General features: G+C 45.2%; 18 protein-coding genes, 1 other RNA gene and 1 pseudogene. 8 read left to right on the plus strand and 12 right to left on the minus strand.

What is annotated here, in order from left to right:
- Positions 1-21: 21 nt before the first annotated feature.
- Both atpD and atpC read left to right on the plus strand, forming a co-directional pair.
- The gene (atpD, locus tag NG798_RS04260) at positions 22-1,476 is read left to right on the plus strand and encodes a F0F1 ATP synthase subunit beta (RefSeq protein ID WP_261220574.1); all 1,455 of its coding nucleotides are present in this window, start codon (positions 22-24) and stop codon (positions 1,474-1,476) included.
- Positions 1,477-1,555: 79 nt separating this feature from the next.
- A complete protein-coding gene (gene atpC, locus NG798_RS04265) occupies positions 1,556-1,963 on the plus strand; it encodes an ATP synthase F1 subunit epsilon (RefSeq protein ID WP_261220575.1) in 408 nt (135 codons plus the stop codon).
- Between the two features lie 201 nt (positions 1,964-2,164).
- Here atpC and NG798_RS04270 read toward each other — a convergent pair whose 3' ends face one another.
- Entirely contained in the window at positions 2,165-4,834 is a 2,670-nt protein-coding gene (locus tag NG798_RS04270; RefSeq protein WP_261220576.1) for a bifunctional diguanylate cyclase/phosphodiesterase, read from the minus strand.
- A 674-nt stretch (positions 4,835-5,508) separates the two neighbouring features.
- Here NG798_RS04270 and moaA point away from each other — a divergent pair.
- Positions 5,509-6,498, plus strand: a complete 990-nt coding sequence (moaA, locus tag NG798_RS04275) for a GTP 3',8-cyclase MoaA (RefSeq protein ID WP_261220577.1) — start codon at positions 5,509-5,511, stop codon at positions 6,496-6,498.
- Between the two features lie 187 nt (positions 6,499-6,685).
- Here the strand turns inward: moaA and rpsD are convergent, their stop codons facing one another.
- Positions 6,686-7,294, minus strand: a complete 609-nt coding sequence (rpsD, locus tag NG798_RS04280) for a 30S ribosomal protein S4 (RefSeq protein ID WP_261220578.1) — start codon at positions 7,292-7,294, stop codon at positions 6,686-6,688.
- Between the two features lie 260 nt (positions 7,295-7,554).
- Here rpsD and NG798_RS04285 point away from each other — a divergent pair, with 260 nt between their 5' ends.
- Both NG798_RS04285 and NG798_RS04290 read left to right on the plus strand, forming a co-directional pair.
- Complete coding sequence (locus NG798_RS04285; RefSeq protein WP_261220579.1) at positions 7,555-8,088, plus strand: hypothetical protein; 534 nt, start codon at positions 7,555-7,557, stop codon at positions 8,086-8,088.
- 76 nt (positions 8,089-8,164) lie between these two features.
- The gene (locus NG798_RS04290; RefSeq protein ID WP_261220580.1) at positions 8,165-9,043 is read left to right on the plus strand and encodes an Hpt domain-containing protein; all 879 of its coding nucleotides are present in this window, start codon (positions 8,165-8,167) and stop codon (positions 9,041-9,043) included.
- Between the two features lie 85 nt (positions 9,044-9,128).
- On the opposite strand, the gene NG798_RS04295 is transcribed toward NG798_RS04290, so the two are convergent.
- The 3 genes from NG798_RS04295 to NG798_RS04305 all read right to left on the minus strand — a co-directional run bounded on the left by NG798_RS04295 (position 9,129) and on the right by NG798_RS04305 (position 14,934).
- Positions 9,129-12,395 (minus strand): Calx-beta domain-containing protein, encoded by a 3,267-nt coding sequence (locus NG798_RS04295; protein ID WP_261220581.1) that lies wholly within the window; start codon positions 12,393-12,395, stop codon positions 9,129-9,131.
- Positions 12,396-13,016: 621 nt separating this feature from the next.
- Positions 13,017-14,210 carry a GNAT family N-acetyltransferase gene (locus NG798_RS04300; protein WP_261220582.1) on the minus strand — a complete coding sequence of 398 codons (1,194 nt, stop codon included), beginning with the start codon at positions 14,208-14,210 and terminating at the stop codon, positions 13,017-13,019.
- A gap of 37 nt (positions 14,211-14,247) precedes the next feature.
- A complete protein-coding gene (locus tag NG798_RS04305) occupies positions 14,248-14,934 on the minus strand; it encodes a RibD family protein (RefSeq protein WP_261220583.1) in 687 nt (228 codons plus the stop codon).
- A gap of 300 nt (positions 14,935-15,234) precedes the next feature.
- On the opposite strand from NG798_RS04305, the gene NG798_RS04310 reads away from it, so the two are divergent.
- The gene (locus tag NG798_RS04310; protein WP_261220584.1) at positions 15,235-17,334 is read left to right on the plus strand and encodes an ATP-binding protein; all 2,100 of its coding nucleotides are present in this window, start codon (positions 15,235-15,237) and stop codon (positions 17,332-17,334) included.
- Positions 17,335-17,368: 34 nt separating this feature from the next.
- On the opposite strand, the gene NG798_RS04315 is transcribed toward NG798_RS04310, so the two are convergent.
- From NG798_RS04315 to NG798_RS04345, 7 genes are all read right to left on the minus strand, one after another.
- Positions 17,369-18,418, minus strand: coding sequence for a Gfo/Idh/MocA family protein (locus NG798_RS04315; RefSeq protein ID WP_261220585.1), 1,050 nt, complete (start codon positions 18,416-18,418; stop codon positions 17,369-17,371).
- A 165-nt stretch (positions 18,419-18,583) separates the two neighbouring features.
- A complete protein-coding gene (gene rnc, locus NG798_RS04320; RefSeq protein WP_261221515.1) occupies positions 18,584-19,297 on the minus strand; it encodes a ribonuclease III in 714 nt (237 codons plus the stop codon).
- 109 nt (positions 19,298-19,406) lie between these two features.
- An RNA gene (rnpB, locus tag NG798_RS04325) (RNase P RNA component class A) lies at positions 19,407-19,838 on the minus strand.
- 83 nt (positions 19,839-19,921) lie between these two features.
- A complete protein-coding gene (locus NG798_RS04330) occupies positions 19,922-20,578 on the minus strand; it encodes a hypothetical protein (protein ID WP_261220586.1) in 657 nt (218 codons plus the stop codon).
- Between the two features lie 286 nt (positions 20,579-20,864).
- On the minus strand, positions 20,865-22,037 hold the full coding sequence (gene corA, locus NG798_RS04335; protein WP_261220587.1) for a magnesium/cobalt transporter CorA: 1,173 nt from the start codon (positions 22,035-22,037) through the stop codon (positions 20,865-20,867).
- 188 nt (positions 22,038-22,225) lie between these two features.
- Positions 22,226-23,905, minus strand: a complete 1,680-nt coding sequence (gene groL / locus NG798_RS04340; protein WP_261220588.1) for a chaperonin GroEL — start codon at positions 23,903-23,905, stop codon at positions 22,226-22,228.
- A gap of 60 nt (positions 23,906-23,965) precedes the next feature.
- On the minus strand, positions 23,966-24,121 hold the full coding sequence (locus tag NG798_RS04345) for a hypothetical protein (protein WP_261220589.1): 156 nt from the start codon (positions 24,119-24,121) through the stop codon (positions 23,966-23,968).
- A 394-nt stretch (positions 24,122-24,515) separates the two neighbouring features.
- On the opposite strand from NG798_RS04345, the gene NG798_RS04350 reads away from it, so the two are divergent.
- Together NG798_RS04350 and NG798_RS28115 are read left to right on the plus strand one after the other, a co-directional pair.
- Positions 24,516-25,970 carry an N-acetylmuramoyl-L-alanine amidase gene (locus NG798_RS04350; RefSeq protein WP_261220590.1) on the plus strand — a complete coding sequence of 485 codons (1,455 nt, stop codon included), beginning with the start codon at positions 24,516-24,518 and terminating at the stop codon, positions 25,968-25,970.
- Positions 25,971-26,178: 208 nt separating this feature from the next.
- Positions 26,179-26,304, plus strand: a pseudogene (locus NG798_RS28115) (IS5/IS1182 family transposase); the annotation flags it as partial.
- Positions 26,305-26,323 lie beyond the last annotated feature (19 nt).

The following is a 26,323-nucleotide window of genomic DNA, read 5'->3' on the forward strand; positions in this document are numbered from 1 at the left end:
AAACACAAAAAAGGCGCGAGCATGGTCACCACCGCAGAAAAAACAAACGTAGGCTACATTACCCAAATCATTGGGCCGGTTGTAGACGTGAAATTCCCTGGCGGCAAAATGCCCCAAATCTACAACGCTCTGAAAATTCAAGGCAAAAACGAAGCAGGCCAAGACGTTAACGTTACCTGCGAAGTCCAACAGCTTCTAGGTGACAACCAAGTGCGGGCCGTATCTATGAGTACGACCGATGGCATGGTTCGCGGCATGGAAGCTACAGATACAGGCTCCCCGATCAGCGTTCCTGTTGGTACTGCTACTTTGGGTCGCATTTTTAACGTGATCGGCGAACCGGTTGACAACCAAGGGCCGGTGAATAACACCGAAACTTTGCCTATCCACCGCGATGCTCCGAAATTTACGGAACTGGAAACTAAACCTTCTGTATTTGAAACCGGCATCAAAGTTGTGGACTTGTTGGCCCCCTACCGTCGAGGTGGCAAAATTGGTCTGTTTGGTGGGGCCGGTGTAGGCAAAACCGTTATTATTCAAGAGTTGATCAACAACATCGCTAAAGCACACGGTGGCGTATCCGTGTTTGGCGGTGTGGGCGAACGCACCCGCGAAGGGAATGACCTTTATAACGAATTTAAAGAGTCAGGCGTTATCAACGAGAATAACCTCTCCGAATCGAAAGTGGCTCTGGTTTATGGTCAGATGAATGAACCGCCCGGAGCTCGGATGCGCGTAGGTTTGGCCGCTTTGACGATGGCTGAATATTTCCGCGATGTCAATAAGCAAGACGTGCTGTTGTTTATTGATAATATCTTCCGTTTCGTGCAGGCCGGTTCTGAAGTATCTGCACTGCTCGGTCGGATGCCTTCTGCTGTAGGTTATCAGCCAACTCTCGGTACGGAAATGGGCGCTCTCCAAGAGCGGATCACTTCTACTACTGAAGGGTCTATTACTTCTATTCAAGCCGTATATGTGCCAGCGGATGACTTAACTGACCCCGCACCGGCCACTACGTTTGCTCACTTAGACGCCACAACCGTACTTTCTCGGAACTTGGCTTCTAAGGGCATTTACCCAGCAGTTGATCCTCTGGACTCTACCTCAACGATGTTGCAACCCAGCGTCGTTGGCGATGATCACTACAACACCGCTCGCTCTGTGCAGTCCACTTTGCAGCGTTACAAAGAATTGCAAGACATTATCGCTATTTTGGGCTTGGATGAGTTGTCGGAAGACGACCGGCTCGCCGTTGCTCGCGCCCGCAAAATTGAGCGTTTCTTGTCTCAGCCTTTCTTTGTGGCTGAAATCTTTACCGGCGCCCCCGGCAAATATGTCAAGCTCGAAGAAACCATCAAAGGCTTTAAAATGATTCTGTCTGGTCAGCTTGATGACCTGCCAGAGCAAGCTTTCTACATGGTTGGCAATATCGAAGAAGCTATCGCCAAAGGCGAAAAAATGAAGGCCGGTAAATAGTTAATGCTCATTGGTCAAAAGTCTATGGACAATTGACCAATGACTTGACTTTAGACAATTAACCACTGACAAGAAACTTATGACTTTAACGGTTCGCGTCGTTGCTCCCGATAAGACTGTGTGGGATGCTCAAGCTCAAGAAGTGATTTTGCCCTCCACCACCGGCCAGTTAGGTATTTTGTCAGGTCACGCGCCTTTGTTAAGCGCTCTTGATACCGGTGTTATGCGGGTGCGTCCTGATAAAGAATGGGTTGCGATTGCTTTGATGGGTGGTTTTGCTGAAGTTGAAAATAACGAAGTAACTATCCTGGTCAATGCTGCTGAACGCGGCGATAAAATTGACCTTGAAGAAGCTCGCAATACCTATAACGCTGCTCAAACTCGCGCCGAAGCTTCTCAAAATGCTTCCCGTCAAGAGCAAATTCAAGCTACCCAAGCTCTGAAACGGGCTCGCGCTCGCTTTCAGGCTGCCGGTGGGATGCTATAGAAATTTCTGCTGTCTAAAAAACCCGGTTTTTCGTTGGAAACCGGGTTTTAAATTTTTCTTATTTAGTAAATGATAGTTCTTCCTTATCAATTTCATCATACCATAATTTAGATGTGATTGTCAATATAATCTTGCCAAAAAATCGAGAAAAGTTTTATAGGCAATATCCGTTAAATCGATGCCCCTGATGTGAAGGCCGGCTCAAAAATTCAAATCCCACTGCCTCATAGAAGTAATCAACGCAAGAGCCCCCTCTGGACAAAGAGGTTTAGCAAAAAAATACCCCTGAGCATAACGGCACTTTAAGCGCAACAATTCCCGCAATTGCTCTGGAGTTTCAATACCCTCAGCCACCACATCCACCCCCAAATTCTTCGCCAAAGTAATAATCGCTTGGACAATTTCTGAGTTTTCATCTTCCGTCCCAAGCCGGCAAACAAAAGAACGGTCGATTTTCAACGTACTCACCGGCAACTTATGCAAATAACTCAACGAAGAATAGCCGGTGCCAAAATCATCAATCGCAAACTTAATACTTCTGGCTTTAAACTCCTCCAAAACCTCCAACGCCATAACGGAATTTTCCATCAACATTGTCTCCGTAATTTCTAGCTTTAAACAAGCCGCATTCAAACTGGTTTCCTCTAAAAGTTCATCAATGTACTCAACTAAATTGGGTGCAGACAGTTGTTTGCTAGATAAATTCACATTCACCGTCAGATCCGAAGCCTGTGGATATTCTTGTTGCCATAAACGCAATTGCCGGCAAGCCTCCCGCAATACCCAAGCACCCAAAGGTACAATCAAACCAGTATCTTCTGCAACCGGGATAAACTCCGTCGGCGCAATAAACCCCCGCGTTGCGTGACACCAGCGCAACAAAGCCTCAAAACCCGTCAACCGGCCCGTTTCCAAACAAATAATAGGCTGATAATAAAGCAAAAAAGCGTTTTCTCTCTCATCAGCCGCCCCTATTTTTTCCACAGCCCGCCGCAGTTCCGTTTCCAGCGCCAAACGGCCCACAGCCGCCGCGTGCATTGCCCCATTAAACAATTCATGCCGTGCTCGACCCAAACTTTTCGCCCGATACATAGCCGTGTCTGCATCCCGCAACAAATCTTCTGGCCGGTCGTAAGGACACGCTGCACCAGAAACATCTAAGGGAAGGGAAGTTAATTCAGCAAGACGAATGATCGCTTTTTCCCCAGCTTGAAAAGAGAGCGATGTCGAGTCAACTCTGACACTGCTGGCGGCGATGCCAATACTCACAGTAGTGTACACTTCATAACCATTAAGGTTGAAAGGCGACTTCAGGCAGCTGTGGATTTGTTCAGCCACAGAATTTGCATACTCTATATCGGCAATATTGTCAAGTAAAATAGCAAATTCATCACCGCCCAGACGAGCCACACTATCGCTATCTCTCAAAAAAGTTTGCAATTGTTGGGCTAAAGCCACCAGCAGCCGGTCGCCGATGCTGTGTCCTAGACTATCGTTGATTAGTTTAAAGCGGTCTAAGTCTAAAAATAAAACGGCGTATTGATAATCGGGTTGTTGTTTCGCCCGCTCTACCGCTTCTCCCAAAAGGCGGGTAAACAAAGCACGATTTGGCAGGCCGGTCAGTTCATCGTGATAAGCCGCGTGCCACAGTTGTTCAGAGAAACGTTTACGTTCTGTAAAATCGCGGGTGACTACAGAAAAACCTTCTAAGTATCCATATTTATCTCGCAAGGCGGTAATCACTACATCAGCCCAAAACTGGGAACCGTCGCGGCGCACATACCAGCCTTCGAGTTCCAGCCGGCCATCGAGCGATGCTTTTCTTAGCGCTTTCCAGGGCGTTTCTTGTTGAATTTCCGCTGGGTTATAAAAGCAAGAATAATGCTGACCAATTATCTCGCTGCGTCCGTAGCCTGTTATGCTTTCCGCACCGGCATTCCAGCTTTCTACCATTCCCAAGGCATCTAGGGTAAAAATTGCATAGTCTTTGACGCTTTCTATCAACAAGCGGAACCGTTCTCTCTCTTGATAAAGCGCTTCTTCGGCTTTTCTGCGCTCGGTGATATCATGGCAGCAATAAAGCACTGTTCCTTCAAGGATGCTGACGCGCTTAACGTTAATTAAGACGAAACGCCGTTTACCGCTTTTGTCTCGAATGGCGCGTTCGATATTTTTAATTTCGCCTACTTTTTCGAGTTCGCTTGGCTGGAATAAATTAACTCCTAACAATTTAGAAATTTTGCCTAAAGCTTTGATTTCTTGGGGAGAATAACCAAAAAAGGCTTGCACGTTCGGGCAAATAAAGGTAAAGTTTCCCAAATCATCGGTGACAAATACGGCTTCTGTAATGTGGGCGAGTGTGATGCGGTGCAGTTCTTCTGAGGCTTTCAGGGCTAACAGTGCCGGTGTGGCGAAGTTGCTAGGCGCCGGTGCGGGAATAACTATGCTGATCAGCCTTGTGTCTTCATCGAGCAAGCGTGTCTCCTCAATTTGCAGGTCGATGATTTCTCCGGTTTTTTTCCGCAGTTTGATCGTCTGTTCTTCTTCAAAAGCTTCTGTTAGGCTGTTTGAAGTTAGAAAATCCAACTCGTTCTCGGTTGTTTCTAACAAAGTTAATGCCGTAGTCGCTAGGGCTAGAGTTCCGCTGTCGCAAACGCTATCGGATTTTTTAGGGTTCACCGGCTTTTCTGTGGGCCACCAGTCAGCCGTTTTTTCTTCGATCACAAAACGTCCCAGGAGTTCTTCGGGCGTGTAACCCAATATCTGGCACAGGGGACGGTTGATGTATTTTATGGTGCCGGTGTTATCGACAATCAGCAATCCTTGGTTCATCCGTTCTTTGGCCGGTGGCATTCCTTCTATGATTGTCAAGTCAGGTTTTTTGCAGCAGTTGTGCTGCTTCTACATCTAACTTCTGCCTAGTCTAGTTGGCAAGGGCAATGGATAAAGCGATGATTTTTTTTAGTCACAGGTTTGCTGCTAAACTATCACCCCGCTCGCTTGCAATGCTTGGATCTTAAGGTTGGTATTTTATAAATTTTCTCCGTTTTTGGTGTCATTCAGTGATGGCAGTGTTTTCAAAGCAAAAGTTTTATGTAATTAAATCGTAATACCCATGAGCTACTATCAATCTTTATATTCTCTCTTTATTCTTTCCTTTTTACGAGGCAAGCGCGTTACAATATCCCCTTAACCCTCCTTGAAAAACTTTTTTTTCCTCTACCTCCCCCTTTAAAAAGGAAATCGCGGCTAAAATCAAAAAAAGCGGGTAAAGATAATGAACAAAGCTTTTTAACCCTCTTATTGGATTTTCTCAAACGGCAATATTTAACTAGCAACTTGGCTTATCTATAATCTTAAGGGGAAAATTAAGGCAAATTTCACCTTGTTTGGAAAATTTTTAATGTTATTTTAAAATCAAAGGAATATAAAATATTAATCCTAATCGAAATCCAATACTTATAATAGAAAATTTCAAAGTTAATTTTTGCAATTATAATCTAAAATTACTGGCTAAAATCTAAAATCTAAAATCTAAAATCAATATGGCTGAAGTAGATTATCTCCGTATCAGTTTAATTGACCGCTGTAATTTTAATTGTCTGTACTGTATGCCAGAGGGTGCAGAGCTTGATTACATCCTCAAGCAAAACTTGCTCTCGAACTCGGAACTGCTAACACTTATTCAAGAAGTCTTTATTCCTGTAGGCTTCCAGCGGTTTCGTCTCACCGGCGGCGAACCTTTGATGCGTCCAAACTTAGTACAACTTGTCCGCGAAATCTCTCTTTTGCCAGAAACCCGCGATTTATCCTTGACAACAAACGGGTTTTTGCTTGCTCCTTTGGCTCAAGACCTTTATGATGCCGGTTTGCGTCGAATTAATATTAGTTTGGATTCTCTTGATCCTGATACCTTCGATTTTATTATTGGCAAACGAGGCCGGTCACGCTGGCCCGATGTTTGGCAAGGCATTCAAACTGCCCACCGTGTCGGTTTTGACCCTTTAAAACTCAATGTGGTGGTTATTCCGGGTGTCAATGATGCGGAAGTTTTAGACTTGGCTGCTTTAACAATTGACCGGCGCTGGCACGTCCGCTTTATCGAATTTATGCCGGTCGGTAATGGTGAGTTATTTAGTGAACGCGGCTGGATACCATCTGAAGAGTTACGCCAATCAATTCGCAACCGCTGGGGCTTAGAAGAATCGCAAATTTTAGGTGCCGGCCCTGCGGATGTGTTTAAAATTCCGGGGGCTTTAGGTACCTTGGGTTTTATTAGTCAAATGTCAGAATGCTTTTGCGACCGTTGTAACCGAATGCGACTTTCTGCTGATGGTTGGTTGCGGCCTTGTTTGCTTAACGAAATCGGCCAACTCGACTTAAAAACCGCATTGCGGGCCGGTGTTCCTTTAGCACATTTAAGAGAAAAAGTCAAGCAATTGTTAGAAATCAAACCAGAAATTAACTTTAAACAACGGTCTACCGGCACAGGGGGAGGCAACTATACCCGTACGATGTCACAAATTGGGGGTTAAATGAATTGAGATGAGGAAAAAAGAACAAAAGGCCAAAAACCCAGTTTCCGAGGGATTTTAAGCTATCAATTCTCGATTTAAGGAAGAAACGGGGTTTTTGTGAGTTTGTCTGATAGATAAAGGATTTTAGATTTTTGATTTTTAGCCATGCCAAATCTAAAATCTAAAATCTAATATCTAAAATCAATTAGGCTTTGCGAGAGTAGTATTCAACCACCAGCAACTCGTTGACTTGCAGAGCCACCCATTCGCGCTCGATCAAGCTATTGACTTTTCCTTCCATTTTGTTTTTATCAAACTCTAAATGGCTAGGAGTGTGAGCTAAACCTGGGTTAGCCAGATTAGCTTCAACCAACTTACGAGAACCTTCCTTATCTTTAACGCGAATCACATCACCAGGTCTGCATTGATAACTAGCAATATCGACCGAGCGACCGTTCACCAAGATATGACCGTGATTCACCAATTGACGAGCCCCTGGAATTGTCGGGGCCATCCCCATCCGAAAAACCGTATTATCCAGACGCATTTCCAGCATTTGCAGCAAAACCTGACCGGTGGAGCCGGTGACGCGGCGAGCCTTGCGGACGTAACGCAGCAATTGCCGTTCTGTCAAACCGTAATTGAAGCGGAGTTTTTGCTTTTCTTCTAAACGGATGGCATACTCAGACCGCTTTTTGCGGTTTTGACCGTGTTGGCCAGGTGGGTAGGCTCGTTTAGCCTGTTTGCGAGTAAGTCCGGGTAAGTCGCCTAGACGGCGCACAATTCTGAGGCGTGGGCCTCTATAGCGTGACATGGAGTTTCCTCTTCCTATCCTTTGCTAAAACTTTTAGGCAGAACTTCTATTATATAGCTTGAACCGGCATACTTCCAACAGTTAAGCTGAAATCATTTTAAGGCCGTTGTCACCGAACTGCAATGAACCGCTTTATTTTTTCCAATTTTGTCTCAAAAAATCGCCCAACCGACCGCCCACCAGCATCAGTTAATCGCTGGCTAAGGTTGATGGTTGCTCTTTTGCCCGTCTCCGCCGGCTTGTTGGCATTCACGCACCCCATGCCAGCCAGTGCTGCTTCCAGAAATAGTTACCAAAGATGTGCGGGTAAACTAATAGATGTGGGGCTGGCTCCCGAACTGGTGGCCGTTGCTTGTGGCAGCGCTCTCCATCCTGATCAATTGGGCAGTTGTGTTATGAAAATTCACGACCGAACCGATATCACCGCCATTGATGCGCTTTCTACTTGTGTCCGCGTCCGCCGTCCCGAAGATTTAGCAACCTGTGTAGTGGATATCAGCGAAGACTCAGATGCCGGTTTAGCACCGGTTGTCTTAGATAATTGCCGCCGCAGTTTGTTGCCGGTTCGCTATTCTGAGTGTGTGGTGGGTTTGAGCCGCAAAATCGAGATATTGCCGGGGCAAGCAATGGCTACTTGTATTGATGCTGCTGATCGTCCTGGGCCTTTTGACCGCTCATTTATCCCTCAAAGTGAGTTAATGCCTCCCTACGGGACGCTACCCGACGGCTTCCAACCGCCAGCGATACCCGTTCCCCCAGCACCAGACTTGCAACTGTTCCCCAAGTCCCCCTAAAGATTGTAGGGGCGGTGCGCCCTTGCCCGCCCTCTCCCCTCAAATTCCATGATTCAAAATAGAGGAGAAAAAAATTGTGGATGCCGGCAAACAGCAGATTTTAGTTTATTTTCTCGAAGAAGCTAAAGAACATCTTGATACTTTGGAAAAAGGTTTTTTGGAACTGCAAGCAACCGTCACTGACTCGGAAAGGGTAAATGAAATGTTTCGGGCTGCTCATTCTGTTAAAGGTGGTGCGGCCATGTTGGGATTTAATAGTATTCAGCAAATTTCCCACCGCCTAGAAGATTGTTTAAAAATCCTCAAAGAAAATCAACAGCAAATCCGAGTTGATAGCAAAATAGAGTCTTTATTTTTAAAGGGATTTGATGCTCTTAAAGAGTTACTAGAACGCTTACAAGGGCCGTTTGGTTTGCGTGATGACGACGCCATGAAAGTAGTTAATGGCGTAGAACCGGCTTTTATTCAACTACAAGATTATCTGGAAAAACAAATTGGTGAAGAGGGCGGTGCATCTCCCCAAGAATTTGCCGAAAAAGCGATATCTACCCTCAAACAAATGCTGCAATTATTCAAACAAAAAGAAAGTGCAGCAAACCGCCAAGAGTTGCAGAATTTATGTAACGAGCTTAGCCAACTTTCACCAGAAATAGAACCTTGGCAAAAGCTTGTGAAAATTGCTCAAAAAGCCATTTCTTACCCACAGCATTCTTATTTGACTTTAGCACGGTTTGTCATCAAAGAGCTTAAGCAAGCAACAGATTTAATCGTGGCCGGTCAAAGCGATAAAGTTGCGGCATCTTACGGTTTACAACAGCTTGCAGCCGGTGCGCCGCCTTCAGGATTTAAAGAAATTGTGGTGGTGGTAGAACCTAAAGCAGCCGCCAAAGCTTTGTTAAAATCCTTTAACCGGGAGCAACTTTCTCAAATTGTGAAATTAATTTCCCGCAGCTAATCTAGGTAGTTGCGGTTTGCTTGTTGTTTAAAGTACAAAAACCTTTTCTAAAAACCCGGCCTGTTTAAGAAGCCGGGTTTTTCTGTTAAATCAAGGCGTTATTGATGATGATCATTTGCTGTCCTGTGCTGGGAGTTCCTAAACTGTAAGGGGCGGTAGCACCCGGATCAGTTAAGCCCATAACGATCACATCCACATCAGGTCGTGCCGGTCGGGCTGCATCAATAATCGGCGTGATAGGCAAGCGCACCTCGCCTTGACCACTACCAACCGTTATTACACCCCCTGGGGTTCCGGCAACATAATCAGGGAACGAAAAATCTACACCCGGTCGAGCCGTTGTATTAGAGCCAAAGGTGTAAGGTACCGTTAAGCTGGGAACCAAATCACCAAAACGTTGCAACAAAAATTCACCCGGCACCGGCGGTGTTGTCGGGTCGGTAGGACTGGTTTGGAAGGCTGGCGATTTGCTTGGATAAAGCAATAAAGTCGGTTTTTCGTTATCCAAAATAGAAACAGAGGCGTTTTTGAAATTCGGGTTGATCGAGTAAGTATTTGCCCCAGTCCCCGGATTTAAGGATACCCGGACTGTTTTTGTCGGTTCAGCCACCGTATCGTCAATGACGTTAACGTCTATCACTTTCTCAAACTGACCGTTCTCAAAGGTAACAGTAACGGGTATTGCTCCGTAATCAGCATCGCTAGTGGCACTACCGCTAACAGTGTAACTAACGGTAAGACTTCCAATCGTAGCGGGGTTGCCGGCCAAATCTTTGCGGGAAACTTTAAATTGACCCGATTGGGCTGGTTGGCCTGTGATCACTTCTTTACCGGCAGGAACCGAGGCCGTAATTTCAACGATTTGTGAATCGGCATCAACCACCTCTACAGTAGCCGTGTTTGTTGTCGGATCGACATTATAACCACCACCCTGAGCAACACTCACCTTTACATCTCGGTTGCCGGTAGCTGCCGTATTACGGATTGGCGTTACATCCACAGTCGCCGTTGCCGCACCGGCAGCAAACGTCACAGTGCCGGTCAAAGGTTGATAATCAGTTTGGGGTACTGCCTTGGCATTTTCGGTGGGGGTAGCAGGAGGCGCAGTATCAATGGTGTAACTGATCGTCAAAGCTTGGCTGATGTCGGGGGCCGTCCGGGTAAAGGTAAATTGGCCCAATTGGTCGGCAGCGGCAAGGTTGGGATTTTCATCAGCCCTGGGGTCGGTGGCTTCGACTTTAATTGTCGGAGTACCGATGTCTTGAATATTCAAAGTTGCCGTTGCTCCTGCGGTGGCCCCACCCTGAATGTTGGTAATGTTGAGGGTGGTGCTTACTACCCCAGAAGGAACAGCGTTGAGGTTAAGCAGTGATGTGATGGTTACAGTTTTATCTGCTGTATCCCCGTCGGCAAAAATCACCGGAACACTGGCAGTTGTATTAACGCTGGCCGCAGAATTGGGGTCAGCAGAAGGAGTCAAAGTAATATCTGCTGTAATTTCTCCTTGGCTGCCGCCGGTGCGCTTGACGACGATGGTTTGCACGCCGCTACCGTCTTCTGTGATCGTGTATTGCGTTGCCCCAAATTCGATAGTCCCCGGACTAAAGGGTTGAATGCTGACGGTGGCTGTAGGGTTCACACCCAGGGTTGTATTCGTGGGGTTGGCTAAAAGCAGGTTAAAGGTTTTTGGCGTGGTGATCGCGTTGTTGTTATCACTATTAATTGTGAAGGTAACTTGTTTCTCGCCAGTTTCACCGGCATTCCAGCCCACCAATTGAGAGGTTTCGACGTAATCTATACCTTGCTGGGCTGTGTTGGGCGTAGCGGTCACTGTTACTGAAGCTGGGGCTATGCTGTTGCCGGTGCGGGAGACGGTAACTGTTACTGTGGTTGTGGTGCCGGCAGCCGTCGGTTCTGAGACAGTGTAGGTGGCAGTGCTAAAGCTGACGATGCTGGGTTGGGGTTGGGGTGCTACTGAGACCGGTACTTCCGGCAGTTCGGGTAAGAAGTTCGTCCGCGTGATGGTTGTGCGGGTTGTGTTTTTCAACACAAGCAAAAACTGACCGGTGATGGTGTCTTGAATAACGGTGTCACCGGCATTTTCGGCACTTCCTTGGAAAATATTAAGGGTTTCGTAGGTTAAGCCGGGTTGTAAGTAAACGAAGTCTTTGTCTGTTTCAAAGTCTAAAACAACATCAACTTCAGCTAGTTGAGTTGTGCCTTGGTTGACGTTGATCGAAAATACATCGGCACCGCTATTGCCGGTCAGGAGGTCAAAACCGGCCCCACCTTCAACGGTATCGTTGCCTTGTCCTCCATAGATACTGTCGTTGCCTTCATCGCCCATCAGGGAGTCGTTGCCGGTGTTGCCGTACACCATATCGTTGCCAACGCCACCGCTGGCAATGTCGTTGCCGGTGTTACCAACAAGGGCATCATCGCCGCGATCACCAAATAATTGGTCGGTGTCTGCACCACCATAAATACTGTCGTTGTCGCTGCCGCCGCTGATATTGTCTGTGCCGGTGTTGCCAAAAAGTAAGTCGCCGCCTTCATTGCCGAATATTTGGTCGTTGCCGGTGCAGCCCAAAGCCGTGTCGTCGCCAACACCTGCAATAATCACATCTTGGGCTACGGCGTTTCTTAATCGCTGTTCTAAGGGGGGGACTGGTTGGCCGGTGCCGGGGTCAAAGGCGGGTGGGCCATCTTGTGGATCGCCCAGCAGGGAATCATTGCCTTCTCCTCCGTCTAAGGTATCGCTGCCTACTCCACCGGCCAGGAAGTCGTTACCTTTATCTCCGCTTAGGTAGTCGCTGTTTTCTCCTCCCTCAGCGGTATCGTTACCTTCTCCGCCTAAGAGTGTGTCGTCTCCTGTGTCGTCATAAAGTTGGTCGTTTCCTTTGTTTCCATACAGGAGGTCGTTGTCTTGGCCGCCAAAAAGTGTATCGTTGCCGTTTTTTCCTAAAAGAATGTCATTGCCGAGGTTGCCGCGCAGTTGGTCGTCGCCTTCGTCGCCTACAACGTAGTCGTTGCCGTCGTCTCCCCACAGGTTATCGTTGTCTTGGCCGCCAAAAAGTGAATCGTCGCCGATTTCACCATACAGGTTATCGTTGCCGCTGTTGCCAAAGATTATTTCGTTGCCGATGTTGCCTTGAAGGTTGTCGTTGCCGTCTCCTCCCAACAACGAGTCATTCGCCCCATTGCCGTTGATTATGTCATCACCACCAAGCCCTTCGATGGTGTCGTCTCCTGGGGAACCAATTACAAAGTCACTTTCAGGGGTTCCAATAACATAATCACCACCGGAAAGATCGACGAGTCCACTACCTGATGTAAGTCTAATTACTGCCATTTTTTTAATGCTCCTAAACGCACTAAACCTGATTAAGTGGTGTGAATAGTCAATTGTCTAAAGACTTTTGACTACAGTCTTGTTAAACTAGCCCCTACGTTGAATCTTGAATTTTTTTCTATTAAGCAAAACCCTATTCGGGTTGTGAGTTGTCAGTTGTCAGATTTTTGTCTGAACGAATATATGTTTTGGTGAGAAAGTATTATAATGCTTAACCCCCTCCTTAAGTAATTGTTGTTTGCTCTAGGCTTTACTTTTTAGTTCCACTGACATTTGCAAAGAGTCCGCAGTTGTCTGTGGTCTGTGAAAGTTTCTATGATACCTGAAAGGATACCCTACCTTCCGTAAAAACCGATCATGTTTTGTAAAAAATTTTTTAAGTCTCTTGGGGATACCGATACGACGGTTTCTGGCCCTTGTAGGGCCGTTCAAGCGCCTTGGCGTGGGTTTTTCTTAAATTTTTTAAGTTTAATTACAGGACTTTTTACCCACGCCGCCTGCATTTTAGGATTGATAATTTTCTGGCTACTTAACCTCGTTGAAAGCGGGGTTTTTTTGAAAAAACAACGAGTCTTTTTTTGGGATAAGAATTCAACGACGAAGTTTAAAACCGCAAAGTTCCTAAAGGGAAATTGTAGGCGGCGCTTCGCTAAAAGGCAGGTCTTGATTGATGGCTTCAATTTCCCGCTGTTCCATTTCGTTTACCTCGTTGATGTAAGAGCGCAAAATTTGGCTGAGACGGGGGTTATAAAAGCGGTGAACGCTATGGTTAGCCTTAGCGGGGAAACCTCGTCGTTTTTTGTGCCGGCCTCCTGCACCTGGATCGAAAATTTGAATGCCGTTGTTTATTGCCCATTCAATGGGGGTGTAATAACAAGCATCAAAATGCAGGCAGTCTATTTCTTGAGAGCTACCCCAATAACGTCCGTAAAGGCGGTCTCCTTTGGTAAGACAAAATGACATTCCCACCGGCATCCTTTCATCTAATTCGCTATAGGCACAAACAAAAAGTACCCTGTGTTTATAATTGTGATGAAGTTGTTCAAAAAATCGTTTTGTTAAGTATTTGCTGCCCCACCAGCCAAATTTATCGCAAGTATTTTCATAAAAATGATACATTCGAGAAAACAAAGGATGGGGGATTTCATCGCCGGTGAGGGTGACGAGGCGCAGGGAAGCTTTTTCAACGGCTTTGCGTTCGCGTTTGATATTGCGGCGTTGGTTGGCGTTGAAATTTGCTAAATAATCATCAAAGGTTTGAAAACCGTTATTTTCCCAAATATAACTGTGGTGCAACCAAGTTGTAAAACCTTGACGTTCAATGACTTTTCGCCATTGCGGATCGACATACAGAAAGTGTGCTCCAGAAATTTTATTGCGTTCGCAAAAATGATCAATAGCATTGACCATTAAGCCGGTAATTTCATCTTCATCTAAATGGGGAGCGATTAAAAATCGGTAGCCTTCGGCTGGGGTAAAGGGAGACATTCCCAGCAATTTTGGATAATATTGGATTCCGAGCCGGCCTGCTAGATCGGCCCACTGATGGTCAAAGACAAATTCACCATAGCTGTGAGATTTGAGATAAAGCGGAGCAGCGGCCACAAGTTGCTGATTATGCCAGACGGTTAAATGGTTTGGCAGCCAACCGGCCCGCGCAATGGCTGAGCCGGAGGTTTCCATATTGTTGAGCCACTCCCATTCTAAAAAGGGGGTAGCCAGGGGCAAGGCCAAGGAGTCCCACTCGGCTTGAGGAATTTCTGAGATTTTGCTTGTCCAGGCGACAGAATAGCCGGCTTTAAGCGGGTGCACCATTTTTTAAAGGGGGCTGAGTGTTCCACTATAGGGTAAACTAATAGCCTTTGCTGTGCAGCCGGTAGTGTAAAAAAACCTCGTCGGCGATAGGTTTAACTTCGAGAAGTTCTAATCGTGGGGCCATTTCTGTGAAAAAGCCCTTTCCATCCACCGGCGTCGGGGAATTGGCCCCACCAATAATCAACGGGCAAACCGTTAACCAAAATTCATCTATTAAATTTTGAGCCATAAGCGAGGCAATTAACTGTCCCCCGCCTAAAACAGCCAAACGAGAGATGCCATTGAGGTAGATTTGTTGCAAAGCTTTGGTTAAATCGATATCTTGCTCTGCGTTCTCAACAGCTATGATTTTTTCAAAACCGGGTTGATTTTTCCAGATACTTTCACCTTTTGCCGTTGACACTAACCAGCGAGGTATCGACTGACGGAAAAATTTTAAGTCGGGGTTGATATTGCCGGTGCGTGAGCAGATAATTTGCACAGGCTGAGGAGGCAAACCGGCGCTGTGCCGTTCTTGCAACAGTTGCGAGTCCGTCACTGTCATTGCCGAACCGCCGGCCATAAGCGTGCCAGAACCCACCAAAATCCCATCCACCGCAGCGATTTGCTTTTCTAAATGAGCCTTATCAACAGGAGAGCCAAATAAAACAGGAGACCGCCTAGAGTCAGAAATTTTTCCATCAGCACTGATGGCTAAAACCACAATTGTCGAAGGTCGCTTCATATCAAATTATTGAGTTGAAATTGTAAAGTTTAAAGCCTCTTAAACAAAGTCTATGAAATGTATTAGGGTTTTAACTAATGCAATTATAGAGCAAATTTGTCCACAAATTAACCGATCCCCGCAAAACAACTTGCTTTCTGGGGGCGGCTGTCCTCTGGATCTATAGTTCACCTGGGGGTTTTTTTTATATTGAAACCCGCAACAGTGCCCAACAAGCCAAACTCAAAAAATTTAGAGAACGTCATTGTCATAGCTCCATAGTGGAATGCTGCTCTCACTAGCCCCTATAATTGGGATGGGATGTTAGATATTGAGAAGCAACCAAAGCGTAAATGCCCTCTGGCTCACGCCTTGCTACTTTACCAGCAGCCCTTAGACTTTTTCCCTGAACCCTTGAATTATGGTGGATGGATGCCTAATCTATCCGGTTTATTGAAAAAAATATTTTGGCCCCAGCTTGGTCAAACGTCTTTTCGCCGCATTTTGCTGTCGCGCATTCTGTTATTGAGTGTGCCGGTGTTGCTGTTGGGAGAGTATGTGACCTACCGCAAGGCCCGTTCGGGTCTATTGGAAACAGCCCGTCAAAACCTCTCAGAAAGCGCTCAGCGAAAGGCAGAGAGAATTCAAGACTCGATTAAAGGTTTGCAAACAGGATTGCTGACGGCTACCCAAACCACTGCTTTGCAGTCGGGTTCGCCTGAAATGTCAAAAAAATTTTTAGAGCAGTTAGCCCAACAGTTACCCACGCCGATCCAGTGCATTCAATTGGCCAATCCGGTGACTGGCAAGGCGGTAGTCAGCACTTGTGGGGAGAAGTCGATAGGGGTTTTTGGCGCTTCTGTGTGGCCGACCAAATTCAGCAATTTTGATACGCCAGCCTCTCATGTGAAAGTGACAGCGGTTTTGCCAGAGAAGTCCTCGCTTAACGATTCGCAAACTAATGTTAGCGGCGAAAGTAAACTGAGTTTGGTGTTGAGTGCGCCGGTTTATGATGCCCAAACCGGTGAGTTACGCTATGCGCTGAAAATTCAGTCGGCTTTGTTAGCCCCAGAAAGTGATAAGCCCCGCTCTCTTTATGGTTATACGGTGGTGATTCGGGAAGATGGTACTATTCTTAATCACCCAACTGCTTATCGTGTCGGACGCAATATTACCGAAGAAGAAGATGCTGATCGCTTGCGTAGCATTATGACTACGGCGCTGTCTGGGAAAACCGATTTTGGGCATTTATTTGGGTTTGAGCGCAAAGGTGTGGAATTGCTGGCCGGTTATACCTCGCTTTCTATTCCTCTTAGCAATACCCAAAGCCAGCGCTGGGTGATTTTGGCGGTGACTCGTTTAGATAATGCTCTGGCCGGTCTTGAGGAAATTCAGCACGTTTTGGTAACGTTAATTTTGGGCTTGCTAGGCGCGAATTTGTTGGCAACGCTTTATCTGTCAAGGGATTTGGCCCGTCCTTTGGAAAAGTTGGGCTTTTATGCGATGGCGGTACAAGCGCGGGGAACGTTTGAACGCATACCCCATAATTTCAAAATCAGAGAGTTTAATCAGCTTGCTGAGGCGCTTGATAGTATGGTGGAGCGCTTGCTGGCTTGGGCTGACGAGTTGGAGACGGCTTGGAAGGAAGCTAAAGTGGCTTCGGAGTTGAAAAATGAGTTTTTGGCTAATACTTCTCACGAGTTGAGAACGCCTCTAAATGCCATTATTGGTTGTATTCGTTTGGTGCGCGATGGCTGCTGTGATGATGAGGAGGAGGAAACCGAGTTTTTACAACGGGCTGATGATGCGGCAATTCATTTGCTCGATATTATTAATGATGTTCTCGATATTGCCAAAATTGAGGCCGGTACTTTGACGGTTGTTATGGAGCCGGTTGATTTAAATAAGGTTTTGCAAGAGGCGATTTATTTACAACAAAGTCAAATTCAACAAAAAAATTTAGAGTTGGTTTGGCAGCTTTGTTCGGAAGCCGTGACGGTGGAGGCTGATCCGGCAAAGCTAAAGCAGGTATTTTTAAATGTCGTCGGAAATGCTATTAAGTTTACCGATGCTGGGAGTATTAAGGTTTCCACGCAAATTGAACCGGCCCAGCAACCCAGTCAAATCCACGAGTCCAATGTAGTCGTTAAAATTCAGGATACTGGTATTGGTGTAGACCAAACTCAGCAACACCGACTTTTTCAGCCGTTTGTGATGGTGGATGGTACCCGCACTCGTCGTTATGGCGGTACAGGTTTGGGTTTAGCTATTTCTCGCAATTTAATTGAGTTGATGAAGGGTAAAATTTCTCTATATAGTGATGGGCCTGGTCATGGCACGACGGTTGAAATTAAGTTGCCTTTGGTTGATCTTAAGCCCTTGAATTCTTTGTCAAATGAGGAATTAGGAATCAGAAAATAGGGGAAAAACGTATTAGCAATTACCGGCCTCCTGATTAGCTTTTTTCCCAGGGTTCTAGGCAAATTGTTTTTCCTTTTTGGTGCAGCGATTGAGTTAGGGCGGTGAGAATTTGGACGATTTTAAGACCTATCCAGCCAGAGGATATTTGGCTTGGGTTGTTGTTTTGGATGCAGTCTATAAAGTGGTTGCAAACTTCTGCTAAGGGTTCTTTATTTTCGGGTTTAATGTTTTGGATATTTAGACCAGATGTTGCTAAATTGGCGCTGTCTATTGGCTGAGTTGTTGTGGATAAAGTTAGGGGTGTTTCTGTTAACATTTCGTCAAAAATTAAGCTGCCTTGGCTTCCGATAATGCTCAGTCGTCTCTGTTTATCGGGGTTGCACCAACAGAGGTGTATTGTGGCGATAAAGCCGCTGGGATAGATTAGTTTTGCCCAGACTAAATCGGCGGTTTTTGGGGAAGTTTTGTTTTTTAAAAAAAGGCTGCCGGTGGCTTCTACAAAGTGGGGATTTTCTCCTAGCCAATGGTTAAATATGCAAATATCATGGGGGGCTAAATCCCACAATACATCTACGTCTTGGCGCACCGGCCCTAAATGCGTTCTGGCTGCACTACCATAGCGAAGTTGTCCTAAATTTTGATTTTGGATGATTTGCTTGCCAACATTAACAGCGGGATGAAATAAATAAGTATGATCTACTATTAAGCAGCGGTTTTGTTTGTCTGCAAGTTCGCAGAGTTTTTGTGCTTCTTCGGGATATAAAGTCAGCGGTTTTTCGGCTAACACATGATATCCCTGTAGTAAGGCATCGCTGATCAAGGGATAATGGGTGGAGGCGGGGGTGGCTATGACAACGGCTTCTAGGTTGGGTAAGTTGCGGATCTCTTCCCAATCAGTTGCTAAAATGATGTTTTCTTTGAGTTGAAATTTCTCTTTGGCGGCGCGTAAGAGTTCGGGGTGCCGGTCTACTAAGGCAAGGATTTTTGCTTGGGGATGGTGAAGAAAGTTCCGCACTAAATGAATTCCCCAGCGTCCTATCCCGACAATGGCAATGTTGATGGCCGGTTCTTTAGAATTAGTCATAAAAATTGAAGAGAAAAAATTACAATCTGCTTTGTCCCTAGATGCCATCAAAAATATCAAAATATCCCGCATTAAAGAGAGAGTTTAGCTTGACAAATGCCAATTTGTTGTGATAAGCTAAAATTGATAAGGAAGAACTATCTTTTAATAAAAAGATATCAGACATTACTCGGCTTCTTGCACCGAGAAAAAAGCCTCACGAGCAGCAGCTTGTTCAGCAGCCTTAATAGATCGGCCCTTACCCTGACCAAGTAAGCGACCTTGAAGGAAAACCTCAGCGGAAAAACGTTCTGCATCATCGTGAAATTGACGCACTTCGCGGACGTGATAAACAGGCAAAGCCTTATGACGGCCTTGAGTCCATTCTTGCAAAGCCGCCTTATAATTTTGACGAGCCGGATCATTTTTAATTTGATCGGCAAACAGCTTAAAGTGAGAGTCGAGCCAAGGGCGAACCAATTGTAAATTATTGGTACTCAAAAAAAGCGCCGCCAGCAAAGCCTCCAAAGCATCAGCCAGACGAGTTTCTTCACCGGCCTTATCATTAGCCGCACTGGGAGAGACGAGCAAATAGCGGCCCAAACCGTAACTATCAGCAATTTGCGCCAAAACGCGGTCACTAACCAACATCGAACGAATCGCTGCAAACTCACCCACCCGCGAGTCGGGGTAAATTTCATATAACAACTGAGCCGCAGCTAAACGAACAACCGCATCACCAACAAACTCTAACTGATCGTAATTTTCCGTTGGAGAGGCTGTGGGGTGAGTCAGAGCTAAATCTAAAAGATCCCATTTGACAGGCTCCTTTGAGGAAAGACCGAGCTTTTCTACCAAAGACTGAAGCTGCTTTTGGCGGGGAGGGTAACTTAGAGTCATTAACTGAGAAACAAGTTTTGGTGTCACAATGTTTGCTTTTTCAGCATAACTCTTTCCATCGTGCCAAAAAACAAAATATCGCAGGCCAAGACGTTATCAAAAAAAATAAAAAGAGAGTCAGACATAAGCCGGGTTCTGTTCTCATAACTGTATTACAGCCATGAGGGCGGTTATCTATCTAGGGCGGCTGTTACCAGACGCCTCAAGCGGTACATTAAAACGGAGCCGGAAAAAGACCAACCATTGCCCCTCCGACCTTGCTTCCAACCGGGGTTTACCGAGCCAACGCCTCTCGACGTTGCTGGTGCGCTCTTACCGCACCTTTGCACCCTTACCAATCAATCTTAAATTTTAAAGTTTAAATTTTAGATTCAATCACCATCGAAAATTTAAAATCTAAAATTGATTGGCGGTATCTTTCTGTGGCACTATCCTCACGGTCGCCCGCACTGGGAGTTACCCAGCAAGTTTGGTCTTTCGGAAGCCCGGACTTTCCTCAAACAGGTGAAATTCACCCATCTGCAACCACCTCGCTCACTCTCTCTTGTGTTAGTTTATCATTGCTTTGCCCTTAAATGGCAAATAACCAATAACTGTTTGAGTGTTGGACTGTTTGACTAATAATTATTTTTTTGACATCCAAGGTAATGCAGCCATCCAGTCAAGCCGTGTCACATTTAAAGGGCAAGATAAAACATAAAACTGCTTAACACCGGCCCCTTTTAAGGGAGCAGATACTTGTAAGGCTAAGCGTAATACAAGCGTTGCGGCGGCTGCGGGCCGGTTGACCGGCTGTGATTTAAGTCGCGCTGAAGGAACCAACGGCAAAGTCGCCTCAAAGCTATCAGTTGTAGTATCTCGTTTCAAAGCTTTTTCGGCAGTAAATTTTTCCGCAATTATTCTCCCAGGCGCAATTAAACTTTTGACTTGCGGCACAAAAATATCAACTTTCATACCAGGAGAAAGCCGCACCAATCGCTGAGAACGCCTATCCACATCGATTAAACAACTGCTTTCCCAATCTATATAAACATCTTGATCAGGAAAGTTATTTTTGATTTCAATTTCAATTTCCCGAAATTGGTTGATTTCATAGCGGGGTTTGAGATTAAACTTAATTTCTATTAAATTTTGTAAGTTTTGCTCTTGCAGTTGTTGGTTATAACTATCGCGGTCAAATTTTACATAAATTTGTTCACCCAAAGAGTTAATAGACTGGTATAATATCCAAGTCACAACAATGACATATATCGTTAAAATAAGTTTATCAGGATCAGACATTTCGAGAACCCCTCAGACTTTTTTCGACAATACATAAACAACCCAAGCCCAACCCAAATCTACGCTAATACTAAATATTTTATGGCTAGCCGGCCCCCAAATGAATTTAGCCCCAGCCTCAAAACCCTTACCTAAAAGCTTCTTCCAAACTCAAATCAATCAAAAATTATAAGTTTAACTCCAGCCTTAAATCATTTAAATAAAAGACTTTTTCAAATCTCAAAAATCGTAGGAGTTGTATTGTAGAAAAACAGAACACAACCCCCACAAACAAAAACGTAAAAATCTATTTTGATTCTTCTTTAATGGTAGAAAAATTTTCAAACCATCCCCGCCGCCAGAAAAAGAAAACCAAACCGCAAGCAATCATCACCATTGAGGCTAAGCAAAGCGGATAACCCCAATACCAATTTAGCTCAGGCATATTCACCGGTGATTTGTCGGTATTAAAATTCATCCCATAAACGCCGGCAATAAAAGTCAGAGGGATAAAAATAGAAGACATCACCGTGAGAAACTTCATAATTTCATTCATGCGATTGCTAACGCTAGAAAGATAAACATCCATTAAACCCGAAGTCAATTCTCGATAAGTTTCTACCATATCCATAACTTGTACAGTGTGATCATAACAGTCACGCATATAAATCCTTACAGAAGGACTAATCAACTGACTGCCATCTCGAATTAAAGAATTTATAGCATCACGTTGAGGCCAAATAGCCCGACGCAAAGCTAATAACTCCCGGCGAATTTGATAGATTTTTTCAAGGGTTTTGCGAGTGGGATTCATCACCACTTCGGTTTCTAGTTCATCGATGCGCTCACCATATTCTTCGAGAACGGGAAAATAGCCATCGATAATCGCATCCAGAAGCGTATAAGCTAAATAATCAGCGCCTTGTTTGCGGATAATACCTTTATTGGTGCGGATACGCTCTCTCACCGGCCCAAAACAATCACTTTCGGGTTCTTCTTGAACCGAGAGCAAATAATTTTTACCTAAAACAAACCCAACTTGCTCAATCCAAAACCCTGATGTTTTTTCTCTCGGCATAACCATCAGAGCAATTAGTACAAGTTGGTCTTCATAATCTTCGACTTTTGGCCTTTGAGGAACGTTAACAACATCTTCTAAAGCCAGAGGATGTAACCCAAACACATCACTTAGCTGCCGCCATGTTTCTTCGTTGCCCAAACCTAAAACATCAACCCAAGAAACAGAATCGGTATTGAGGTACTTCGCGCATAATTGCGGTTCATTAATTTGTAAACGTACAGCTTTATTGTCGTTATAGTCAATCAATACAATATTCGGCGGTGGGGCATTTTCTTCGAGATCGAGGGTACCGGGGAGTGCGCCCGGTTCATCGTAATAATACTCAAAGTAATCATCCTCTTCTTCTTTCTCTGGGGCTTCTATCTCAACCGGGGTGGGGGATAAACGGTGTTCTGTCATGCGGGGATACCTGCGTCAGCATTCTTTGCCAATCTTAAGCAATTTTCGCTCGACCTCTCGGTATTCGGCAATCTCTTTTAAGTTAAGTGCCGGTTAAGCAGTAGGCAGATGCTTTCCCCACCGGCATTTGTTATAACACCGGCATTTGTTATAACACCGGTGTTATTGACTTAGTGGGCAGAGTTAGATTACATCATGCCGCCCATACCGCCCATGCCGCCCATACCGCCCATACCGCCCATACCGCCCATACCACCCATGTCAGGGGCACCACCAGCAGATTTAGGTTGGGGTTTTTCCACCACCAGGGCTTCAGTGGTTAAAATCAAACCGGCAATAGATCCGGCATTTTGTAAAGCAGAACGAACAACCTTAGCCGGATCAATAATACCCGCAGCTATCAAGTCTTCAAACTCGCCAGTTGCAGCATTATAACCAAAGCTGAAATCAGTTTCGCGGACGCGCTCAACAACAACAGAACCTTCCTCACCGGCATTATCTGCAATTTGACGCAAAGGAGCTTCTAATGCTTTGGCAAGAATATGAGCACCAAGTTTTTCTTCACCATTTAAATTGGCTGAGAATTCCAGCACTTTTTTCGCCAAATGAATTAAAGTCGTACCGCCACCAGGAACGATACCTTCTTCAACGGCTGCTTTTGTTGCATTCAGAGCATCTTCAATTCGCAATTTGCGATCTTTGAGTTCGGTTTCTGTTGCCGCACCGACCTTAATTACTGCCACACCGCCGGCCAATTTAGCAATGCGTTCTTGCAGTTTTTCTTTATCATAATCCGAGTCGGTTTTTTCCAACTCTTTCCGCAATTGAGCAATGCGTTTTTGGACATCGGATTTGTTACGGTCGTCGGGGTTGGCGACAATGATTGTCGTGTCTTTGGTGATGGTGACTTTGCGAGCCACACCCAACATATCAATCGTAACTGTATCCAGGCTCAGACCTACTTCTTCTGAGATCATTTGCCCATTAGTGAGCACTGCAATATCTTGCAACATGGCTCTGCGACGTTCGCCAAAACCAGGGGCTTTAATCGCAGCCACACTTAAAACACCTCTGGCTTTATTTACCACCAAAGTTGCCAAAGCTTCGCCTTCTAAATCTTCGGCAATAATTAAAAGAGGCTGGCCGGCGCGGGCAATTTTTTCTAATACCGGCACCAATTCTTGAATCTGGCTAATTTTTTTATCAGCAATCAAAATCCGCACATTTTCGTATTCAACGATCATGCGTTCTTGATCGGTGATGAAATAAGGGGAAATATAGCCTCGATCCAGTTGCATCCCTTCGGTGACTTCAACTTCAGTAGCGAGGGATTTTGATTCCTCAACGGTAATCACACCATCTTTAGTCACTTTTTCCATTGCTTCGGCCAGCATTTTACCGATTTCCGGGTCATTGCCGGCGGAAATGGTGGCAACTTGTTCAATAGCGCTGCCTTCAACTGGTTTAGCAACGGCTTTAATTTCTTCAACTAAATAGGCGATGGCTTTTTCAATGCCAATTCGCAATGCAACGGGGTTTGTGCCGGCGGCAACGTTTTTTAAGCCTTCGCGGACGATAGCTTGGGCGAGCACGGTGGCGGTGGTGGTGCCATCTCCGGCGGTTTCATTGGTTTGCTGGGCGACTTCTCGGATCAGGCGAGCGCCGGTGTTTTCGAGGGGATCTTCAAGCTCAATTTCTTTGGCTATGGTAATCCCGTCGTTGACGATTTGCGGCGCCCCGTATTTTTGCTCTAACAAGACGTTGCGGCCTTTTGGCCCCAAGGTTACTTTTACTGCGTCCGCCAGAGCGTTTAGTCCGCGTTCTAGCGCCCGCCGTGATTCTTCATTAAATGCTATGATTTTGGCCATATTGGTTTTTTTTACCTCTCCAATTAGTCAATTTAGCACTCTAAGGCGCCGAGTGCTAAATCATATAGTCGTGAACTCCGAACCAAGGCTTGGGGGTTGGGGAACTGGTAAAAAGCGTGGGGCTAAAAAAAAGCTGGAAATTATCAAAAAATTTTCTTCCCCCACCGGCTCAAAGTTTTGGGTGGGTTCTTGTTTTAATTCAAACTTATTTGGCATAGCCTGAGCATAAAAAATAAAGCAAAAGATTAAATATTTACCCGACTTGCTGAAAGGGGGCGGTTGGTAAAAATTAAGCAAATAGACCTCCTTAAAAAAGTTCCCGTTTTGGCCAAGCTTTCTGGGCATTCAAATTAATAATTTTTATAAATATTTAGAAACTCGGTTTTTTAATAAACCGCCTTTTTTTCGCCCGCCAGCCCACCCTCACCCCCTGCCACCATCGCCAATAAATTTTGTTAACTCCACCCCTGGAGAAATCTTTTCCGGATCTGGGAAGTAGGAATCTGTATCTGGGTTCAGCGATTTTAATTGCTCAGCGCAAAGACTGGTGATTAAATCTGAGCGCTTTCGACATTCCTGAAATTCCTTGCTCCTCCACCACTGTCAAATTATGAAAAAAAATGACATCGCTCATTTACCCCTCTCGACAGTTCGCAAACCTTTATGGGCAAAAAGTTTGCAACTAGGATTATTACTCCCCAGTTTATTAGGGGTTTTTTTACTAACAGCACCGGCAGATGCAGCCAAACTTCAATCATGGCGCTTTGATGCCAATCAAAACCGGCTTTTCTTTACAACAAATGGGCGTGTTCAACCCAAAGCACAAATGGTTTATAATCCTGCTCGTCTTGTGATTGATTTACCGGGTGTAACATTGGGGCGTCCGAAAATGGAGCAGATGGTGGGAAGAGGGATAAAATCTGTACGAGTCGGGCAATTTAACTCAACAACAACGCGGATGGTTCTGGAATTAGAAAATGGTTATACCCTCGATCCCCAAGAAGTAAGATTTCAAGGTATTACCCCTCAACAATGGGTAGTAGAAATTCCCACACCACAACGAACTAATCAAGCTTCCCGTCCTCCGGTTCCCCTACCACTTCCAACAGAAAATACTAGAGCCGTGACTTCCTTAGAAAATATCGAAGTTACCCCGGAAGAAATTATTTTTCGCACTTCTGGAAGAAACCCCATACTTGATATTAAACGCGCTGCGGATGGTTCTTCAACAACTATTGATCTACGCGCTACTACCTTATCCCCGGATATGGAAAATGATTTTCCCAGCAATGTGAATGGCGTTAAAAATATCAGCGTTAGACAATTAGAAAGCTCGCCGCCAATGGTGCGAGTTACATTAGAGACAGAAACAGATACACCCAATTGGAGAGCGCAAATAGTGGCCGGTGGTGCGATTTTAAAACCCGATTTCGGCAGGGGGCCGGTGGGTGTAGTTCCTCCTGTAAATCCCCCTGTAAGGCCGCCAGAAATTAGTAATCCTCCGGCACCTTTACCACGTCCAAATAATCGCATTGTCATTGTAGTTGATCCGGGTCATGGTGGAAGAGATCCAGGTGCAGTTGGGTGGGGTGGAATTCAAGAAAAAGAGATTGTTTTAGATATTTCTCGGCAGGTAGCAAGCTCTCTGGAACAACAAGGAATTCAAGCAATTTTAACCAGAAATGATGACCGCGAAATTGACCTTGCACCGCGAGTACAATTAGCAGAACGGCTAGATGCGACTTTGTTTGTGAGTATTCATGCCAATGCTATTAATATGAACCGGCCTGATGTTAATGGTTTAGAAACTTATTATTACAGCAGTGGTTTAGGTTTGGCTCGCAGTATTCACAATAGCATTTTGCAAAGTGTGGATATTAAAAATCGCGGAGTCAGACAAGCAGGATTTTATGTTATTAAAAGAACCTCAATGCCGGCAGTTTTGGTGGAAGTTGGATTTGTTACAGGTAGAGAAGATAGTCAAAATTTAGCAAATCCAACCCACCGCGCACAACTTGCTCAGGCAATTTCACGGGGAATTGTGCAGTATTTGCAGCAAAGGTAAAAACACCCCCATGTAGGGGCCGTGCCCCCGTGCCGGCCCCAGTCTCTTTGTGATCTCCCTAGTTGTCAATAGACCTATGAGCGAAAGTGTGTGTTAAAATAAAATGTTTAAACAATAAAATCAAAAAAGTATGGGCTACGAAACTATCAAAAACTTGAAGCCAGAAGAGTTTAAACGCTTTTGTGGAGTAAGAGCAGAAACTTTTGAGCAAAGGGTGAAAGTATTAGAAGAACACGAAAAATCTAAAAAGAATAGAAGAAAAAGATTTTTATTGCGTTTAAATTTGATAGCAGGTATTTATAATTATGAACTTTGTTTGCTTGAAATTTCTTAATAAAGAGGACTTTCGCTCA

The sequence above is a fragment of the Ancylothrix sp. D3o genome, from assembly GCF_025370775.1.
In the GTDB taxonomy this organism is placed as follows: domain Bacteria; phylum Cyanobacteriota; class Cyanobacteriia; order Cyanobacteriales; family Oscillatoriaceae; genus Ancylothrix.

Excerpts from the sequence above, each read along its gene's own strand:
- NG798_RS04350 (WP_261220590.1), top strand. The coding sequence starts at position 24,516 with ATGAAAAAAAATGACATCGCTCATTTACCCCTCTCGACAGTTCGCAAA.
- groL (WP_261220588.1), bottom strand. The coding sequence starts at position 23,905 with ATGGCCAAAATCATAGCATTTAATGAAGAATCACGGCGGGCGCTAGAA.
- NG798_RS04295 (WP_261220581.1), bottom strand. The coding sequence starts at position 12,395 with ATGGCAGTAATTAGACTTACATCAGGTAGTGGACTCGTCGATCTTTCC.
- corA (WP_261220587.1), bottom strand. The coding sequence starts at position 22,037 with ATGACAGAACACCGTTTATCCCCCACCCCGGTTGAGATAGAAGCCCCA.
- rpsD (WP_261220578.1), bottom strand. The coding sequence starts at position 7,294 with ATGTCACGCTATAGAGGCCCACGCCTCAGAATTGTGCGCCGTCTAGGC.
- NG798_RS04305 (WP_261220583.1), bottom strand. The coding sequence starts at position 14,934 with ATGAAGCGACCTTCGACAATTGTGGTTTTAGCCATCAGTGCTGATGGA.
- NG798_RS04310 (WP_261220584.1), top strand. The coding sequence starts at position 15,235 with ATGTTAGATATTGAGAAGCAACCAAAGCGTAAATGCCCTCTGGCTCAC.
- atpC (WP_261220575.1), top strand. The coding sequence starts at position 1,556 with ATGACTTTAACGGTTCGCGTCGTTGCTCCCGATAAGACTGTGTGGGAT.
- NG798_RS04300 (WP_261220582.1), bottom strand. The coding sequence starts at position 14,210 with ATGGTGCACCCGCTTAAAGCCGGCTATTCTGTCGCCTGGACAAGCAAA.
- NG798_RS04315 (WP_261220585.1), bottom strand. The coding sequence starts at position 18,418 with ATGACTAATTCTAAAGAACCGGCCATCAACATTGCCATTGTCGGGATA.
- rnc (WP_261221515.1), bottom strand. The coding sequence starts at position 19,297 with ATGACTCTAAGTTACCCTCCCCGCCAAAAGCAGCTTCAGTCTTTGGTA.
- NG798_RS04345 (WP_261220589.1), bottom strand. The coding sequence starts at position 24,121 with ATGCCAAATAAGTTTGAATTAAAACAAGAACCCACCCAAAACTTTGAG.
- NG798_RS04330 (WP_261220586.1), bottom strand. The coding sequence starts at position 20,578 with ATGTCTGATCCTGATAAACTTATTTTAACGATATATGTCATTGTTGTG.
- moaA (WP_261220577.1), top strand. The coding sequence starts at position 5,509 with ATGGCTGAAGTAGATTATCTCCGTATCAGTTTAATTGACCGCTGTAAT.
- atpD (WP_261220574.1), top strand. The coding sequence starts at position 22 with ATGGTCACCACCGCAGAAAAAACAAACGTAGGCTACATTACCCAAATC.
- NG798_RS04285 (WP_261220579.1), top strand. The coding sequence starts at position 7,555 with ATGCCAGCCAGTGCTGCTTCCAGAAATAGTTACCAAAGATGTGCGGGT.